Genomic DNA, 16,216 nt, shown 5'->3' on the forward strand with positions numbered 1-16,216 from the left:
CGGGCTGACCTGCGCGCGCGGATCAACTTGCCTGCCGAGGGGCGGATGCAGCCGCCCGGGGTGGTTTTTATGCGAGGAAACCGGGTCACAATGCCGCCCCGGTTTCAAATGCTCGGACCATCAGGGATGTGTGCCGATCAAGGCCGTCGATTGCGGCTATGGCAAATGGTGCAAGCCGGGCGAACAGTGCCTGCCCGATGGCGGATGCGAGAAACTACCGGAAGGCTCTGATCCTTAGGTTGCCTTGTGCCACGCGGCTTTCTATAAGCGGGCCGATTGTCAGACAGGAGCCCGCCCATGCGTTTCGCCCATCGTCACCTTCTTGGCATCGAGCATCTGTCGCAATCCGATATCACTGCCATTCTCGATCTGGCCGAAACCTATGTCGCCATGAACCGCCAGTCGAGCAAACACTCGGATGTGTTGGCCGGGCTGACGCAGATCAACATGTTCTTTGAAAACTCGACCCGCACGCAGGCCAGTTTCGAGATTGCGGGCAAGCGGCTGGGCGCGGATGTGATGAATATGGCAATGCAGGCCAGTTCCATCAAAAAGGGCGAGACACTGATCGACACCGCGATGACGCTGAACGCGATGCATCCCGATCTGCTGGTGGTACGGCACCCGCATTCCGGTGCGGTCGATCTGCTGGCGCAAAAGGTGAATTGCGCCGTGCTGAATGCAGGCGACGGGCGGCACGAACACCCGACGCAAGCCCTGCTGGACGCATTGACCATTCGCCGCGCCAAGGGCCGTTTGCACCGGTTGAACATTGCGATCTGCGGGGATGTCGCTCATTCGCGCGTGGCGCGATCGAACCTGATTTTGCTGGGCAAGATGGAGAACCGCATTCGCCTGATAGGTCCACCGACACTGGTGCCCGCGCAATTCGCTGAGTTCGGGGCCGAAATCTATGACGACATGAACGAGGGCCTGAAGGACGTAGATGTTGTCATGATGCTGCGTCTTCAGAAAGAGCGGATGGATGGAGGGTTTATCCCTTCGGAACGGGAATACTATCACCGCTACGGGCTTGATGCTGAAAAGCTGGCGCTGGCCAAACCCGACGCCATCGTCATGCATCCGGGGCCCATGAACCGCGGGGTCGAGATCGACGGTACGCTGGCCGATGATATCAACCGGTCGGTGATTCAGGAACAGGTGGAAATGGGCGTTGCTGTTCGCATGGCCACCATGGACCTTCTGGCCCGAAACCTGCGCGAGGCCGCATGAACGACCTGACCATCGCCCCCCATGAACACGGTGTGATCCGCCTGTTCACGCTGGATATGCGCCCCGAAGTGGCGAAATTCCTGCGCGAGCCCAGCGCTGTGGATCAGGTCCTTGGGGTTATCGGTTTGGACTCGAAACAGATCGATATCTTCCCCGTCTCTGATCTAGAGGATTTAGGGCTGTATGGCTATCTCAGCGACGGCTGCGGCGTCCCCGAGGATCAACTGGACCAACACGCGCTAGAGGCCGTCGAGGGCTGGGTTCTGGTTCTGCGCAGCGCAGCCTTCGCCGGGCAGGGCGCAACGCTGGAGCCCGATCCCAGACTGCATCTGATTGGTCTTTATACAGAGGAAGCGACCAACTGGACCGGTGGCAGCATTGAGACAGACAGCGCCAAGCCCTTTTCGGCCCCACAAGCGGCAACAGAAGGTGGCGACAAGTCCCGCCGCATCGGCTCGGCCGCTCTGGCAATTCTGATCCTGCTGATATTAGGGGGTGTGCTGTGGCTGATCCTGTGATCCGTTTCATGCCTGACAAGCAAGCGTATATCCGCACCAATGCCTGGATGGCCGCCGGGGCCATGGCGGCGGCGATGATCGTGCTCTGGCTGGTCGGCAATCCCTATGTCTGGACTGGTGCACCTGCTGGTCTTGCAGCGATCGGGCTGCGAGCGTGGTATCTGGCCTCCGAAGAGCTCTCGGCCGGGTGGGAGATGAATGAAACCACCCTAACCGGCCCCGGCCCGCGCAATGTCGCGCTGAGCCAGATTCAGGCGGTGAACGTCATGTGCAGCTTTGTTCAGATCATCACCAAAGGCGGCGACAAGCACCTGATCAAATATCAACCCGATCCCGCAGCCACCAAAGCCGCCATCGAAAGGGCGCTGCCATGAGCAATCTTATCTTCACCAACGCACGCCTGATCGATCCCGAAACCGGCACAGACAGCGCCGGTTGGCTGCAGGTCACCGATGGGCGCATTGCAGCCCGTGGCGAAGGGGACGCGCCAACAGCAGACACCGAAATCGTCGACTGCGGCGGCAAATGCCTGGCCCCCGGCATCGTCGATATCGGCGTCAAGGTTTGCGAACCGGGCGAGCGGCACAAGGAAAGCTATCGGTCGGCGGGTCTGGCTGCGGCGGCGGGAGGCGTGACCACGATCATCACCCGGCCCGACACCAACCCGGCCACCGACACGCCCGAGACGCTGGAGTTCATCACCCGGCGTGCGCAGGCAGATACGCCGGTCAACATGCTGCCCATGGCTGCGCTGACCAAGGGCCGCGAAGGGCGCGAGATGACCGAGATCGGGTTTCTGCTGGATGCAGGCGCGGTGGCCTTTACCGATTGCGATCATGTCATCACCAACACCAAGGTGTTCTCGCGCGCGCTGACCTATGCGAAATCCTGCGGGGCTTTGGTCATCGCGCATCCCCAAGACCCCGGTCTGAGCGCTGGGGCCGCCGCAACCAGCGGCAAGTTCGCCGCGCTGCGTGGTCTGCCCGCGGTATCTCCGATGGCCGAACGCATGGGGCTGGACCGCGATATCGCTCTGCTGGAAATGACCGGAGCCGCCTATCATGCCGACCAGATCACAACCACCCGCGCCCTGCCCGCGCTGGAGCGTGCCAAGCGCAACGGTCTGGACATCACCGCGGGCACCTCGATCCACCACCTGACGCTGAATGAGCTGGATGTCGCCGACTATCGCACCTTCTTTAAGGTCAAACCGCCGCTGCGATCCGAAGACGACCGTCAGGCGGTGATCGAGGCGGTGCGCAGCGGCCTGATCGACACGATCAGCTCGATGCACACCCCACAAGACGAGGAAAGCAAACGCCTGCCGTTTGAAGAGGCCGCATCGGGCGCCGTCGCGCTGGAAACCCTGCTGCCTGCCGCATTACGCCTCTATCACGCTGGTCAGCTGGACCTGCCGACGCTGTTCCGCGCGATGGCCCTGAACCCCGCCAAAAGGCTCGGGCTACCAGCCGGTCGTCTGTCCGAAGGTGCGCCTGCTGATCTGGTGCTATTCAACCCGGATGTGCCGTTTGTGCTCGACCGTTTCACGCTACGGTCCAAATCGCAGAATACGCCGTTTGACGGCCAGCGGATGCAAGGTAAGGTCGCGGCGACTTATGTCGCGGGGAAAGAAGTTTACCGGAGATCCTGATGCCCTTGTTTGACAGCACTACGACCCAGCTGATCCTCTGGGCGGCGGTTGGATATCTGATGGGGTCGATCCCCTTTGGCATGATCATCGCGCACGTTATGGGGCTGGGCAATCTGCGCAATATCGGGTCCGGAAATATCGGCGCAACAAATGTGCTGCGCACGGGCAACAAGGCCGCCGCAGCGCTGACGCTGCTGTTTGACGCGGGCAAAGGGGCCGCAGCCGTCCTGCTGGCCCGTTCATTGGCGGGCGAGGACGCCACGCAGCTTGCCGCGCTGTTTGCGTTTCTGGGGCATTGCTTTCCCGTCTGGCTGGGTTTCAAGGGCGGCAAAGGCGTGGCGACGTTTCTGGGCCTGTGGCTGGCGCTGGACTGGCGCGTCGGCATTGCCTGCTGCCTGACATGGCTTGCGGCGGCGGCGATCTGGCGCATCTCATCGCTGGGCGCGCTGGCGGCAGCGGCCCTGTCTTTGGCGTGGGTGATGGTGCTGACCGATGGGTCGACTTTGGTGCTGGGATGTCTGTTGACGGCGCTGATCTTTTGGCGCCACAGCGCCAATATCGCGCGCATTCGTGCAGGAACCGAACCTCGGATCGGTTCAAAGCCCTGAACGGATAAAAGTCGGATGCCCACTTGATCGAATCGATTATTCCTGTAATTTCTGTTATTGCAGAAATAACAGGAACTAAAGATGCGTCTGACACAAGCTATGCAGGATTTCATTCTCCACTGGGGGGACATGGGTTCGAAATGGGGCGTGAACCGATCGGTGGCGCAGATTCACGCCCTGCTCCATATCTCGCCGGAACCGCTGACCGCAGATGATATTTGCGACACGCTTGGGTTGGCGCGGTCCAACGTCTCGAACGGGCTGAAGGAACTGCAAAGCTGGAAACTGGTCAAGGCAACCCGAAAGCTTGGGGATCGCCGGGATCATTTCCACTCGATCCGGGACATGTTCGATCTGACCAAAGCGGTGGTCGAAGGCCGCCGCGCGCGCGAATACGTTCCAACCCTGGCCGCAATGCGTTCCGCGACTGAGGATGCCCGCACCGATGGCACGCCCGACAAGGTGCGCAAACGCCTTGAGGAGACGCTGGAGACGATGCAGATGTTCGATGACTGGTATGTCGACGTGAACCGCCTGCCCCGCCGTGTCCAGCTTGCCATTGTCAAACTTGGCGGCCGGATTGCACGGTTAATGCCCAAAGGCGCAGGAGAGTCTTCCGACTAAAAAATTTTGACCTAAATTTCACTTAATACAGAAATGACTGTTCTTTAAGGCCGCACATAATGACAGGAGCGCCAGATGCCCAACCCAACGTCACCTCATCCGCCGGAACGCCCTCCGAAAAATGTTGCTTGGGCCGATCTGGTGCCTCTCAGCAATTGGGACAAGACCAGAGAGTTGTTGCTGCCGCTGCCGTGGCTGACCGCCTCGCTTGCACTGTACAGCACCCATCTGTGGCCCCTGGGAAGCCTTGCAAGTTTTATGTTCTTTCTGTGTGGGCTGCGACTGAACCACGAAGCGATCCACGGCAATCTCGGCCTGCCGCGGCGCTGGGACAGCGTTGTCATGCATATACTCAGCGCGCTGATGCTGGGGTCCAACCATGCGTTTTGCCAGTGTCATCTGCTGCATCACAAACATGCCATGGGGGCCGGTGACTGCGAAGGACGATGTGGACATATGACCCTGCCGCAGGTTCTGATCTATGGGCCGCGTTTTCCGATTGATATCAATCGCGCCGCCTGGCGTGTCGCAAACTCCCGCGCCCGTAGACGCATCGTGCTGGACTGGGCGCTGGTTGCCAGCGTGGTCTCCGCGGCGCTGTTGACCGGGTCACAAGTGCTGTTGCTGCATGTTGCTGCGATGATCGTTGCCCAGTCGCTGTCGGCGCTGTTTGCCGTCTGGATTACCCATCAGGGCACCCACAACAGCGGCATTGCCGCACGCAGCCAGCGTGGCGTTCTCGCGCGACTGGCCTATCTGATGTTCTATCACCGCGAACACCACCTGTTCCCCAAAGTGCCGGTGAGCCGCCTGCCGGTGCTGGCGGACCGGCTGGATCGGTCAGTTACCGGCTACTCTGCCCAGCGCAAGCCGGTCATCGGATGGCTGGAACCCCGCCGGTATCGGATGTGAAATCCTAGGAAACGGGCAGCGTGTAGCCAATAGGAAGGCAACCAGCTCTGCGCACAATCGCACATGCCGCGTTCACGCAGGCACAATCACAATTGATTGCTTTGAACGTGATCAGGGGACTGCCCACCTCGGTGCTGTGACGGCCAATTACCGACCGCACATGACAAATCAAAGGGTCTTCGGGCGATGTATTCAGATGGTCTGACGTATCCCAATTCACGAAAGGTGAAATCATGAACAAGATCAAATCCATCATTGGCGGCGTTGCGCTGTCCGTTGCAATCGCCAGCTCGGCCATCGCTGCCGGTGTCGAACTGAACACCACCACAACCGGTCTGGCGCTGCAAGGTTACGACCCGGTTGCTTACTTCACCGAAGGCCAGCCCACAAAAGGCGACTGGCAGATCACCACTCTGCACAACGATGCAATGTACCGTTTCGCAAACGAGGAAAACAAAGCCGCGTTTGAAGCAAACCCAGAGGCATACCTGCCGGCATATGGCGGCTACTGCGCATTCGGCGCGGCAATGGGCTTCAAGTTTGACGGTGACCCGAACTACTGGAAGATCGTTGACAACAAGCTGTACCTGAACCTGTCCGAGGGTATCCAGCAGCGTTGGGAAGGCGACATCCCGGGCTTCATCGAGCAAGCCAGCACCAACTGGGAAACCATTGCTGAAAAAACCCCTGCGGAACTGCAACAGCAATAATCCGCTGACCAAAAGCAACGTTTCGGCGGCAGATAACTCTGCCGCCGTTCGTCGTTTTGATACCCATTCTTCAAGACCTATTTCATTGATTAGGAACGCCCAGAGATAAGGGCGCGCGCAGCCGAAATTCGGTCCGCCGCGCATGGCTAGAGGTCGGAATACGCAGGACATCAATGATCCGGTCACCGCACCGGAGCGTAGCAATAAGTACATTCCACGCGAGCCTGTGCACGTGTGGAAACTTTTCGAACGGAAGGATAAGAAGATGACAGGAAAACTGGTATTCGTCACCGCTGTCGCGACTTCGGTGGCAGGAACAGCCTTGGCACAATCCTCGGGCGACTGGACTGGGTTTTACGGCGGTGCGCAGTTCGGATATGCCGATGTTGACACCAATCTATCCGGCGTTGATGGCGACGGCGCAATCGGTGGTATCATTCTGGGCTATGACTATGACACGGGCGACTGGGTCTTTGGGGGTGGCTTTGACTATGACTGGTCCGATGTGGACCTGTCGGGCGCAGCCACTGTCGAAGATGTATGGCGTCTGAAAGCGCGCGCGGGCTACAAGATCAACCCGCAAGGCTTGCTTTATGGAACCGCGGGCTACGCCGAAGCGGGGACCGACACATTGGGCAGCGATGACGGCTGGTTCATCGGCGCCGGATATGAGCAGATCGTCGCACCAAATGTCAGCATTGCCGGCGAGCTTCTGTATCATGAGTTTGACAACTTCAACGCAACCGGCATCGATGTTGATGCCACCACGTTGCAGATCCGGGCGGCCTACCGGTTCTGAGAGCGACATACGTTATGCGCGGTCCCGGCTTTTCCCTCGGGGCCGCACCCCGTATCAAGGAAGCAGAATCGTGCTGCCGGTGGTGTGCCGGGCCTCCAACGCGATATGGGCGTCAGCCACCTGATCCAGCGCGAAACGCTGATCGATATGTATCTTGACCTCGCCCCCCACAATCTTTCCGAACAGTCGCCGCGCCATGGCCTGACATACAGCGTGATCGGCAATATGGGTAAACAACACCGGTCGGGTAATTTTCAGCGAGCCCTTCTGCCCCAGCAGGCTGATATCGAACGGAGGAACCCGGCCGGATGCGTTTCCGAACGAAATCATCATGCCCAGCGGCTTGAGGCAGCTCAATGATCCCTCAAACGTGTCCGCGCCGACCGAATCCATCACCACATCGACCCCTTTGCCGCCGGTTATCTCAGCAACCCGCTCTGCAAAATTCTCGGTCCTATAGTTGATGCAATGCGCGGCCCCGTTGAACTGAGCCAGCCGGCATTTATCATCTGTCCCGGCAGTCCCGATCAGGGTGATGCCTTCGGATTTTGCCCATTGGCAGGCAATCAGACCGACACCGCCCGCAGCGGCATGAAACAGCACCGTATCCCCACGTTTGAGAGGCGTCGTCCGGTGAAACAGATAATCCACCGTCAACCCCTTGAGCATCGCAGCAGCAGCGGCATCAAACGAGATGTCATCTGGTATCGGGCACACCTGCGCCGCCGACATGACCCGCACTTCGCAATAGGCGCCGGGCGGGTTTGCCGCATATGCGACGCGCTGTCCGGGCGCCAGGTGCGTCACGCCCTCGCCGATCTCTTCGACGACGCCCGCGGCTTCCATACCAAGCGCGTGGGGCAGGTCCAGCGGGTAGAGGCCGGTGCGCTGATAGATGTCTATGAAGTTCAGCCCGCACGCATGGTGCCGGATGCGCACCATACCCGGTCCCGGACTGCCGACGGGCCTGTTTTCAAGCTTCAGAACCTCGGCCCCACCGGTTTCGTGAATGACAACAGTGCGCGCCGTTTGCTGCATGTGAACCTCCTGTGACGTGACGCAAGGCTAACATGCCTGCATCGCGAGGCAATCCTTGCAATCTCACGACCGTGATCCGGTTTGGGCGAAAATGTGCTATACTAAGCGCAGGCGTTGCCGGCTGATCCGGCCACGGGCATCCCTATGCCGGACAGTTTCCATGGCGCAGATACGCCTGGAAAGGGGATGACAATGGCAAAAACCATAGGCAATCCGATCAGTTGGGCAGCCCAGAACATGGGCGCAACGGGCGATCATATTGCAGAAAGCGTAACCCGGATCGGCAGCGGAGATACCCGCCACCTGCCGACCGTGCACACACTGACCCTGCAGGATCTGCAGGCCTGCCTGCGGGCGGGATATAACGATTTTCTGGAAACCCGCGCCGATGCGATTTTCGTGGTGCTGATCTATCCGATTGCAGGCCTGATGATGTTCGGGATCGGGCTGAACATGAGCATGGTCCCCCTGCTGGCCCCTCTGGTCGCGGGGTTTGCCCTGATCGGTCCGGTGGCCGCCGTTGGGCTGTATGAGATCAGCCGCAAGCGGGAACAGGGCGGTGCCGTACACTGGCTGGATGCGTTCGGTGTGTTCCGCTCGCCCTCGTTTGGCGCCATCCTGATACTGGGGTTCTACCTGGTCATGCTGCTGTTGGTCTGGCTGATGGTCGCGCAGGGGGTCTATACCCTGACGCTGGGCCCTGAACCGCCCGCTTCGATCAGCTCCTTCGCGGCCGAGGTCTTCACCACAGGCGCAGGCTGGACCATGATCGTGTTCGGCACCGCCATCGGGTTCCTGTTTGCGCTGGTCGCACTGGCCGTCAGCGCGATCAGTTTTCCATTGCTCCTAGACCAGAAAGTCGGGCTGCCGGTTGCTGTGGTCACTTCGGTACGCGTGCTGCGCCACAACCCCGGCGTCATGCTGACCTGGGGGTTCATCGTCGCCGCGCTGTTGGTGCTGGGCGCGCTGCCGATGCTTTTGGGGCTGATTGTTGTCATGCCGGTTCTGGGCCACGCCACTTGGCACCTGTATCGCAGGGCGGTGGCCTAAACAGCGCGGGACCGGCCCGCGCCATGTGCCTCAGCCAGCGACGTTCAACACGATCTTGCCGATATGGCCCGAGCTTTCCATACGGCTATGCGCCGCCGCTGCATCGGCAAGCGCGAACTCGCTGTCCATCACCGGCGCAACTTTTCCGGCCTCAAGCAGCGGCCAGACCGCCTCGCGCAGATCCTGCGCGATCTTGGCCTTGGCTAGATCGCTTTGTGGACGCAGCGTGCTGCCGGTCAGGGTCAGCCGTTTGACCATCATCATCGCAAAGTTCAGCTCGACCTTCGGGCCTTGCAGGAACGCGATCTGAACAAGACGGCCATCCTCGGCCAATGCTTTGACATTGCGCGGGATATAGTCGCCCCCCACCATATCAAGGATCAGGTTCGCGCCCCCTTCGGCACGCATGGCACCCACGAAATCCTCATCCCGATAGTTGATGGCCTTTTCCGCGCCCAGCTTGGTGCAGGCCTCGCATTTCTCGGGCGATCCTGCGGTGGCAAAGACACGGGCCCCAAAGGCGTTGGCCAGTTGAATAGCCGTTGTGCCAATCCCGCTGGAGCCGCCATGAACCAAAAACCGCTCACCCGCCTGCAAACCGCCGCGGGTGAAGACGTTGGACCACACCGTAAAGAATGTCTCTGGCAGGCAGGCGGCCTCTTTCAGCTCCATGCCCGAAGGAACGGGCAGGCAATGCGCGGCGGGCGTGGCGACATATTCCGCATAGCCGCCACCGGGCAGCAGCGCGCAGACCTGATCGCCAACCGTAACCCCGTCAACGCCGGTGCCTATGGCCACAACCTCGCCCGAAGCTTCCAGCCCGGGCAGGTCGCTGGCGCCTGCGGGCGGATCATACGCCCCCGCTCGCTGCAACGCGTCGGGGCGGTTCACACCCGCATATGCGACCTTGATGATCACCTGACCATCCTCCGGTTCGGGCACAGGACGTTCTGTCAGTTGCAGAACATCGGGGCCGCCGGGGGTGGTGATTTCAACGGCGCGCATCGCTTGGGTCATGGGCAAATCTCCTTTGCCCCTTGCCTAGCAGGGAGGACCCCCGCCGCCTAGCCGCAACTTGCCGCTGTGGGATTATTTCCGAAAGGCCACCGATCCGGGAAGATCATTGCGTATCCTGACCGGCGCCTTGACCTGCCCCGCCAGCCAGTTCGGGACCGCCAGAAACGGCTTGAACAACGGATTACCGTTCACTTGCGCCTTGAGCTTTTCGAACTGCATGACATCTTCGATGCGGCGGTCCAGAAACTCCCACGTGGCCTGATATCCGGGCGTGTCATCGCCCAGCCAGAACAAGACGGTCGAGGAATAGACCCCCGACAGCGTCGCGCGTTTCGTATACCAGTTCACATCGTCCGACGTGTCGCCCAGCGCGTCCCAGATCAGATCGCATGTGCCCCAGATCGCCTTTGCCCCATCTGCGGCGTAGATCGGCAATGCAAATAGCGTGACACCACGGCGCACCGCCTCTTTGTCGTCGACTGTCTGCAGACGGAATCGAACCGCTGCCGCAATTTTCTCGCGGAATTTCAGCCCGCTCAGATCCTCGGTTTTCAGCCGCGCCAGCATGGCGGAATCACCACGCGCATGAAAGGCAAGCGCCAGATCGACCGCACCGCGCGGACAAATGGCGCGGGCCAGCCCATCGTCAATCCCGCACTCGGTGATCGCCGCCCGAAAGCTGGCTTCGGACCATCCGTCAAAGGGAACGTGGCCCAGAATGGCGTTCAACAACTGCTCTTTGGTCTCTTCATACGTCGCGGTCATGGCGGTTCTCCGGTTCTAAGCCCCAGTACTAGACAAGTTAGGAGCGCTTTGCTATACGGCCACTTCCTGCAATTTCCTTGCAACTCTATCTAGAAAGGTGGTGACAACCACATGCAGGTTAGTGTTCGCGACAATAACGTCGATCAGGCGCTTCGTGCCCTGAAGAAAAAGCTGCAGCGCGAAGGCGTGTTCCGTGAAATGAAGCTGAAGCAACATTTCGAGAAACCGTCCGAGAAAAAAGCGCGCGAGAAAGCTGAAGCGATCCGCCGTGCCCGTAAACTGGCACGCAAGAAAGCCCAGCGCGAAGGTCTGCTTTAAGACTTTCCTCGTCCAGCTTTGGATGACACGATTTGACGACCCCCGCGGCCCTGCCCGGGGGTTTGTCGTTTTTTAGGGGTCGACATAAATCCGCCGATACGGCCCCTTTGCAGTGCGGCAACCAGCCATTTTGAATCCGGCAACATTTTGCCCGGCATTTTACAGCGCAGCGAATCTGCGTTGAACAGCATCCGCACGCTCGAACAGGGGGCGAACGGCACAACATCTGTCGTCCGGCCCAGGTACCTTCGTAACTGACAGCGCCCACACAGGGGCGCACACACAAACGGAGGCTAGAATGTCGACTGCAAGCAGTATTGAACGAGAAATGTTGGCGCTGATTAATGAGGAGCGCACATCCCGCGGGCTGGAACCGCTGGAACTGGAAACCCGTCTGAATGACTCGTCCGAAGATCACAGCGAATGGATGCTGGATACGGACACATTCAGCCATACCGGATCAGGCGGGACCAGCGCGACGCAACGGATGGAGATGGCTGGGTTCGACTTTTCAGGCAATTGGCGATCGGGCGAGAACATTGCCTGGCAATCGGAACGCGGCGCGCCCGGCATCAGCGATGACGTCGTGCAGCTTCACGAGAACCTGATGAACAGCCCCGGCCACCGCGCCAATATTCTGAATCCGGACTTCAAATACATCGGAATCGGAATCGAAACCGGCGACATGCAAGGGTTTGATGCAGTCATGGTCACTCAGAACTTCGCCACGACCGAAGCCGCTGTCATGCTGGACACCAGCGCAGCCTCGAAGCCGCCCACCGAAACTCCCGAGTCCACCCCTCCTTCAACGCCCACGCCTGTAGCGGAAGCGCCAAGCACTGAAAATCCGGAAACTCCGACTATGCCGGAGACACCCGCACCCACTCCGGTCGGGGAAACACCTGGCACCAATCCTCCGACAACTCCTGGAACAGATAACCCAGAAACTCCAACATCAAGCCCAACAGATGGCACGCCGAACAATACCCCGACAGAACCTGACTGTTTTGACTTTGCAAATATTTCTACTGAAATCGAAGCTTTTATCAGGAATCTGCAAACCCAGCTTGATCAATTCGACTGGAATCCACAGCAGGCAACCGGAGTGATGGCTGAAGCGGATGATTTTATGATCGCTCAGAACGCAACAAGCCAACCGGAAGCCTCTGATGAAACTCCAGAATATGATCCCTACGACGATTTCTTTGCATTCGACTACTGTGCTGGCGACTTCATGATGGAAGCAGCCTGATTTACGAGTTGATGCGGGGCGATCTTAACGCCTCGCATCCCTTATTCTAATAGATTTTGGGAACATACAGCTCGTCTGGCAGGATGCGGCGCTCATATTCTGGATTATATCGACGGTCCGGCAGGTTGACCTTTTCCTGGGGCACGTCCTCGTAAGGTATCTTGGTCAAAAGATGCTCGATACAATTCAGGCGTTCGCGTTTTTTGTCGTTACCTTCAACGATGTACCACGGCGCCTCGGGGATGTTGGTGCGAAAGAACATCTCTTCCTTGGCCTTCGTATAAGATTCCCAGCGGATACGGGATTCCAGATCCATCGGCGACAACTTCCACTGTTTCATGGGGTCATGGATGCGCATCAGGAAACGCAATTGCTGTTCTTCATCGGTGATCGAGAACCAGTATTTCAGCAAGATGATACCCGATCGCACCAGCATCCGCTCAAATTCGGGAACGTCCTGAAAGAACTGTTCGACCTGATCCTCAGATGCGAACTCCATAACGCGTTCCACACCTGCGCGGTTGTACCACGACCGGTCGAAGAACACGATTTCACCCGCCGCAGGCAGGTGCGGTACATAGCGTTGGAAATACCACTGGCTTTGTTCGCGACGACTGGGGGCTGGCAGGGCGACCACCCGCGCGACCCGAGGATTCAGTCGTTGGGTAATCCGTTTGATCACGCCGCCCTTGCCCGCGCTGTCGCGCCCTTCGAACAAGATGCAGACCTTTGCCCCGGTGTGAACAACCCAGTCCTGCACCTTGATCAGTTCAGCCTGCAGACGCAGAAGATTGCGGAAATAAACCTTGCGATCCAGCATGTCGGGGTGCTGGTCCTTGTAGATTTTGCGGACTTCCATCGACAGCATCGGTTCGCTGAGTTCGATCTCAAAATCCTCATCCAGCGTATCTTCCAGCTCGGCTTCCAGCCAATCCTTGCGTTGGTCGTCGCGTTCGTAAGCCAAGATCTTCTCCTTATCATTCTTCGGGGTCGGACCGTACCGGGCCTGTGTAAACAGCGGATGTCGCAAAACATCAGAATATGCTCGGAATACTGAATGTGCCGCCGTCAGGCGCGGGATACAAGCGCTGCGCCCGATGAAATAACAAGCGATTGACGGCGCCCGTGCATTTAAGCCAAGTCATCCATGCAACCGGAGGTGCCCTTGGCCTTTTTTCTGACCCTTCTGCCATCAGTCTGGCCGTGGCTGATCCTGATCACCGGGCAGATCGTGGCATTGCAGGGGTACCGCACCCTGAGCACGGCGCTGCTGCTGCTGTTTGCCTGCGTCACGCTGGCGTTGGGCCTGATAACACCGGTCGGTCTGCTAATCGGAGCGTCTGGTTTGGTGTGGGCGGTCTATGTGCGGCGCCTGACGGGTGCGAAGGCTCTGACCGCACATGCGGTGCTGGTTGTCTGGTGTCTGGCGCTTGGAGCGCATCTGGTGCCGGGGTTCCACAATCTGCTGCTTTTGGATCAGGTCTATGCCGGGCCTGAAAGCCGCCCGTTCACCCTGTATCTGAACCTCGACAAACCGCTGGTCTTCTTTGCGGCGTTGCTGGCCTGGCCAGTGGTCCACGCCACGGCCCCTTTGCGCAAGTGGCCGCTCAGCCTCGGCCTGACACTGTTGCCACTGCTATTGATCGCAGCGGTGGCCTCCGGTGCCGTCAGGCCTGAGCTAGGCCTACCCGACTGGTGGCTGGTCTTTGTGATGTCCAATCTGTTTCTGACCTGCCTGACCGAAGAGGCATTCTTTCGCGGCTATCTCCAATCGGCCTTTGTGGCCAAAGCAGGACCTGTGATCGGGTTGATCGCGGCCAGCTTGATGTTTGGTGTGGCTCATATGGGCGGCGGGCTGGTGCTGATGCTGTTTGCATCTCTGCTGGGGTTGGCCTGTGGCCTTGGATATTATGCGACCGAGCGGCTCTGGGTGCCGACTCTCGTGCATTTTGGGTTCAATTTCCTGCACCTCACCCTGTTCACCTATCCTGCCCCGGCCTAGACCGGCAGAGCCGTCGTCTTGAACACGGTGCGCAACGCAAATGAGCTTTGCATCTGCGCAACGCCCGGCAGACGCGACAGGTATTGGCGGTGAATGCGGGCAAAGTCTTCGGTGTTTTCCGCCACGACTTTGAGGACATAATCTGCGGTACCCGCCATCAGATGACACTCCAGAACGTCCGGAATGCGGCGCACGGCCTTTTCAAAGGCTTCCAGAACCTCTTCGGCCTGCCCTTGCAGCGTTATTTCCACAAAAACAGTTGTCGGCACACCCATTTTTCGCGCATTCAGCAACGCAACATAATCACGGATATAACCGTCCGCCTCCAGCCGCTGCACCCGGCGATGGCAGGCTGACGGGGACAGATTCACCTGTTCCGACAACTCGGAGTTCGACATCCTGCCTTTGCGCTGCAGCGCAGCTAGAATCTTTCGGTCTGTTGCATCAAGGGCCATTGGCGCACATCTGTTGCGAGAAATTTGTATTTCTTCGAATATTCTCCCAAACGTTTATTTGTCAATGTACGGAGTTTCATAAAAATTGCAGCCGTTTCTGCACATAATTTAGGCAGCTTATGAACGGAGACCCAAAATGAAAATCGGCTGCCCCAAGGAAATCAAACCTCAGGAATTCCGCGTCGGCATAACGCCCAACGCCGCCCAAGAGGCTGTGAGCCGTGGGCATGAGGTCCTCATCGAGACCAATGCCGGGCTGGGTTCCGGCTTTGACAATGACGCCTATATTGCCGCCGGGGCCCGTATAGTGGACACCGCCGAGGAGGTGTTCGCAACGGCAGACATGATCGTCAAAGTGAAAGAGCCACAAGCCGTCGAACGCAAAATGCTGCGCGAAGACCAACTGCTGTTCACTTATCTGCACCTTGCACCCGATCCGGACCAGACCCACGATCTGCTGGCCTCGGGTTGTACGGCCATTGCATATGAGACCGTGACCGATGCAAGCGGCGGCCTGCCACTTCTGGCACCGATGTCTGAGGTCGCCGGACGTCTGGCACCTCAGGTGGGTTCGTGGACCCTGCAAAAGGCGAATGGCGGGCGTGGTGTTCTGATGGGCGGCGTGCCGGGTGTTGGGCCTGCGAAGGTCGTTGTGATCGGTGGCGGCGTTGTCGGCACCCACGCCGCACAGGTTGCGGCTGGTATGGGCGCGGATGTCACTGTTCTGGATCGCTCACTGCCCCGCCTGCGGTATCTGGACGATGTGTTCGGGGGACGGTTCAAGAACCAGTACTCCACCGCCGGAGCCACCGCCGAGTTGGTTCAGGACGCAGACATGGTGATCGGTGCGGTGCTGATCCCCGGTGCAGCGGCACCGAAACTGGTCACCCGCGCACAACTGTCGACGATGAAGCCCGGTGCGGTATTGGTGGATGTCGCCATCGACCAGGGCGGGTGTTTCGAAACCTCAAAGGCAACCACCCATGCCGAGCCGATCTATGAGGTCGACGGAATCATGCACTACTGTGTCGCCAACATGCCGGGCGCAGTTGCCCGTACGTCAACCATTGCACTGGGCAACGCAACTATGCCGTTCATGCTGGCGCTGGCTGACAAAGGCTGGAAACAGGCCTGTCAGGACGACCCACACCTGCTGGAAGGCCTGAACGTGCATGCCGGACAACTGACCTACTACGCTGTCGGCAAGGCGCTGGGGATTGATGTTGTGTCGCCCAACGTGATCATCAAGTCTTGAGGGGCAAAG

The 16,216-nt window shown here is 59.1% G+C and carries 19 protein-coding genes; 14 read left to right on the forward strand and 5 right to left on the reverse strand.

Annotation, left to right across the window (positions count from 1 at the left end; genetic code table 11):
- Positions 1-297: 297 nt before the first annotated feature.
- The 9 genes from ACR0I7_RS14945 (at position 298) to ACR0I7_RS14985 (ending at position 7,055) form a co-directional block, all read left to right on the forward strand.
- Entirely contained in the window at positions 298-1,233 is a 936-nt protein-coding gene (locus ACR0I7_RS14945; protein ID WP_480512385.1) for an aspartate carbamoyltransferase catalytic subunit, read from the forward strand.
- A complete protein-coding gene (locus ACR0I7_RS14950; protein WP_480512387.1) occupies positions 1,230-1,751 on the forward strand; it encodes a hypothetical protein in 522 nt (173 codons plus the stop codon). The genes ACR0I7_RS14945 and ACR0I7_RS14950 overlap by 4 nt, the downstream gene beginning before the upstream one ends.
- Positions 1,736-2,125, forward strand: coding sequence for a hypothetical protein (locus ACR0I7_RS14955; protein ID WP_480512389.1), 390 nt, complete (start codon positions 1,736-1,738; stop codon positions 2,123-2,125). Before ACR0I7_RS14950 ends, ACR0I7_RS14955 begins: the two co-directional genes overlap by 16 nt.
- Positions 2,122-3,402 (forward strand): dihydroorotase, encoded by a 1,281-nt coding sequence (pyrC, locus tag ACR0I7_RS14960; RefSeq protein WP_480512391.1) that lies wholly within the window; start codon positions 2,122-2,124, stop codon positions 3,400-3,402. Before ACR0I7_RS14955 ends, pyrC begins: the two co-directional genes overlap by 4 nt.
- The gene (gene plsY, locus ACR0I7_RS14965) at positions 3,402-4,010 is read left to right on the forward strand and encodes a glycerol-3-phosphate 1-O-acyltransferase PlsY (RefSeq protein ID WP_480512393.1); all 609 of its coding nucleotides are present in this window, start codon (positions 3,402-3,404) and stop codon (positions 4,008-4,010) included. The genes pyrC and plsY overlap by 1 nt, the downstream gene beginning before the upstream one ends.
- Positions 4,011-4,091: 81 nt before the next feature.
- Positions 4,092-4,634: a GbsR/MarR family transcriptional regulator gene (locus ACR0I7_RS14970; RefSeq protein WP_480512395.1), complete on the forward strand. Its 543-nt coding sequence runs from the start codon at positions 4,092-4,094 to the stop codon at positions 4,632-4,634.
- 75 nt (positions 4,635-4,709) lie between these two features.
- Complete coding sequence (locus ACR0I7_RS14975; protein WP_480512397.1) at positions 4,710-5,546, forward strand: fatty acid desaturase; 837 nt, start codon at positions 4,710-4,712, stop codon at positions 5,544-5,546.
- Between the two features lie 233 nt (positions 5,547-5,779).
- A complete protein-coding gene (locus tag ACR0I7_RS14980) occupies positions 5,780-6,256 on the forward strand; it encodes a YHS domain-containing (seleno)protein (protein ID WP_480512399.1) in 477 nt (158 codons plus the stop codon).
- 265 nt (positions 6,257-6,521) lie between these two features.
- The gene (locus ACR0I7_RS14985; RefSeq protein ID WP_480512401.1) at positions 6,522-7,055 is read left to right on the forward strand and encodes an outer membrane protein; all 534 of its coding nucleotides are present in this window, start codon (positions 6,522-6,524) and stop codon (positions 7,053-7,055) included.
- Positions 7,056-7,109: 54 nt separating this feature from the next.
- Here the strand turns inward: ACR0I7_RS14985 and ACR0I7_RS14990 are convergent, their stop codons facing one another.
- Entirely contained in the window at positions 7,110-8,093 is a 984-nt protein-coding gene (locus ACR0I7_RS14990; protein WP_480512403.1) for a quinone oxidoreductase family protein, read from the reverse strand.
- A 192-nt stretch (positions 8,094-8,285) separates the two neighbouring features.
- Between ACR0I7_RS14990 and ACR0I7_RS14995 the strand changes: the two genes are divergently transcribed.
- A complete protein-coding gene (locus ACR0I7_RS14995) occupies positions 8,286-9,143 on the forward strand; it encodes a DUF2189 domain-containing protein (RefSeq protein ID WP_480512405.1) in 858 nt (285 codons plus the stop codon).
- Between the two features lie 30 nt (positions 9,144-9,173).
- Here the strand turns inward: ACR0I7_RS14995 and ACR0I7_RS15000 are convergent, their stop codons facing one another.
- Entirely contained in the window at positions 9,174-10,160 is a 987-nt protein-coding gene (locus ACR0I7_RS15000) for an NAD(P)H-quinone oxidoreductase (RefSeq protein ID WP_480512407.1), read from the reverse strand.
- 72 nt (positions 10,161-10,232) lie between these two features.
- Entirely contained in the window at positions 10,233-10,925 is a 693-nt protein-coding gene (locus ACR0I7_RS15005) for a COQ9 family protein (protein ID WP_480512409.1), read from the reverse strand.
- 111 nt (positions 10,926-11,036) lie between these two features.
- Here ACR0I7_RS15005 and rpsU point away from each other — a divergent pair, with 111 nt between their 5' ends.
- Positions 11,037-11,243 (forward strand): 30S ribosomal protein S21, encoded by a 207-nt coding sequence (gene rpsU, locus ACR0I7_RS15010; protein ID WP_005614280.1) that lies wholly within the window; start codon positions 11,037-11,039, stop codon positions 11,241-11,243.
- A 298-nt stretch (positions 11,244-11,541) separates the two neighbouring features.
- The gene (locus tag ACR0I7_RS15015; RefSeq protein WP_480512411.1) at positions 11,542-12,495 is read left to right on the forward strand and encodes a CAP domain-containing protein; all 954 of its coding nucleotides are present in this window, start codon (positions 11,542-11,544) and stop codon (positions 12,493-12,495) included.
- A gap of 46 nt (positions 12,496-12,541) precedes the next feature.
- Here ACR0I7_RS15015 and ppk2 read toward each other — a convergent pair whose 3' ends face one another.
- Positions 12,542-13,459, reverse strand: a complete 918-nt coding sequence (gene ppk2 / locus ACR0I7_RS15020) for a polyphosphate kinase 2 (protein WP_480512413.1) — start codon at positions 13,457-13,459, stop codon at positions 12,542-12,544.
- A gap of 201 nt (positions 13,460-13,660) precedes the next feature.
- On the opposite strand from ppk2, the gene ACR0I7_RS15025 reads away from it, so the two are divergent.
- Positions 13,661-14,497, forward strand: a complete 837-nt coding sequence (locus ACR0I7_RS15025) for a CPBP family intramembrane glutamic endopeptidase (protein ID WP_480512415.1) — start codon at positions 13,661-13,663, stop codon at positions 14,495-14,497.
- Here ACR0I7_RS15025 and ACR0I7_RS15030 read toward each other — a convergent pair.
- Positions 14,494-14,952: an Lrp/AsnC family transcriptional regulator gene (locus ACR0I7_RS15030; RefSeq protein WP_480512417.1), complete on the reverse strand. Its 459-nt coding sequence runs from the start codon at positions 14,950-14,952 to the stop codon at positions 14,494-14,496. The genes ACR0I7_RS15025 and ACR0I7_RS15030 overlap by 4 nt on opposite strands.
- Positions 14,953-15,088: 136 nt before the next feature.
- On the opposite strand from ACR0I7_RS15030, the gene ald reads away from it, so the two are divergent.
- Positions 15,089-16,207 carry an alanine dehydrogenase gene (ald, locus tag ACR0I7_RS15035; protein WP_480512419.1) on the forward strand — a complete coding sequence of 373 codons (1,119 nt, stop codon included), beginning with the start codon at positions 15,089-15,091 and terminating at the stop codon, positions 16,205-16,207.
- Positions 16,208-16,216 lie beyond the last annotated feature (9 nt).

It is taken from the genome of Ruegeria sp. AM1, assembly GCF_056540745.1.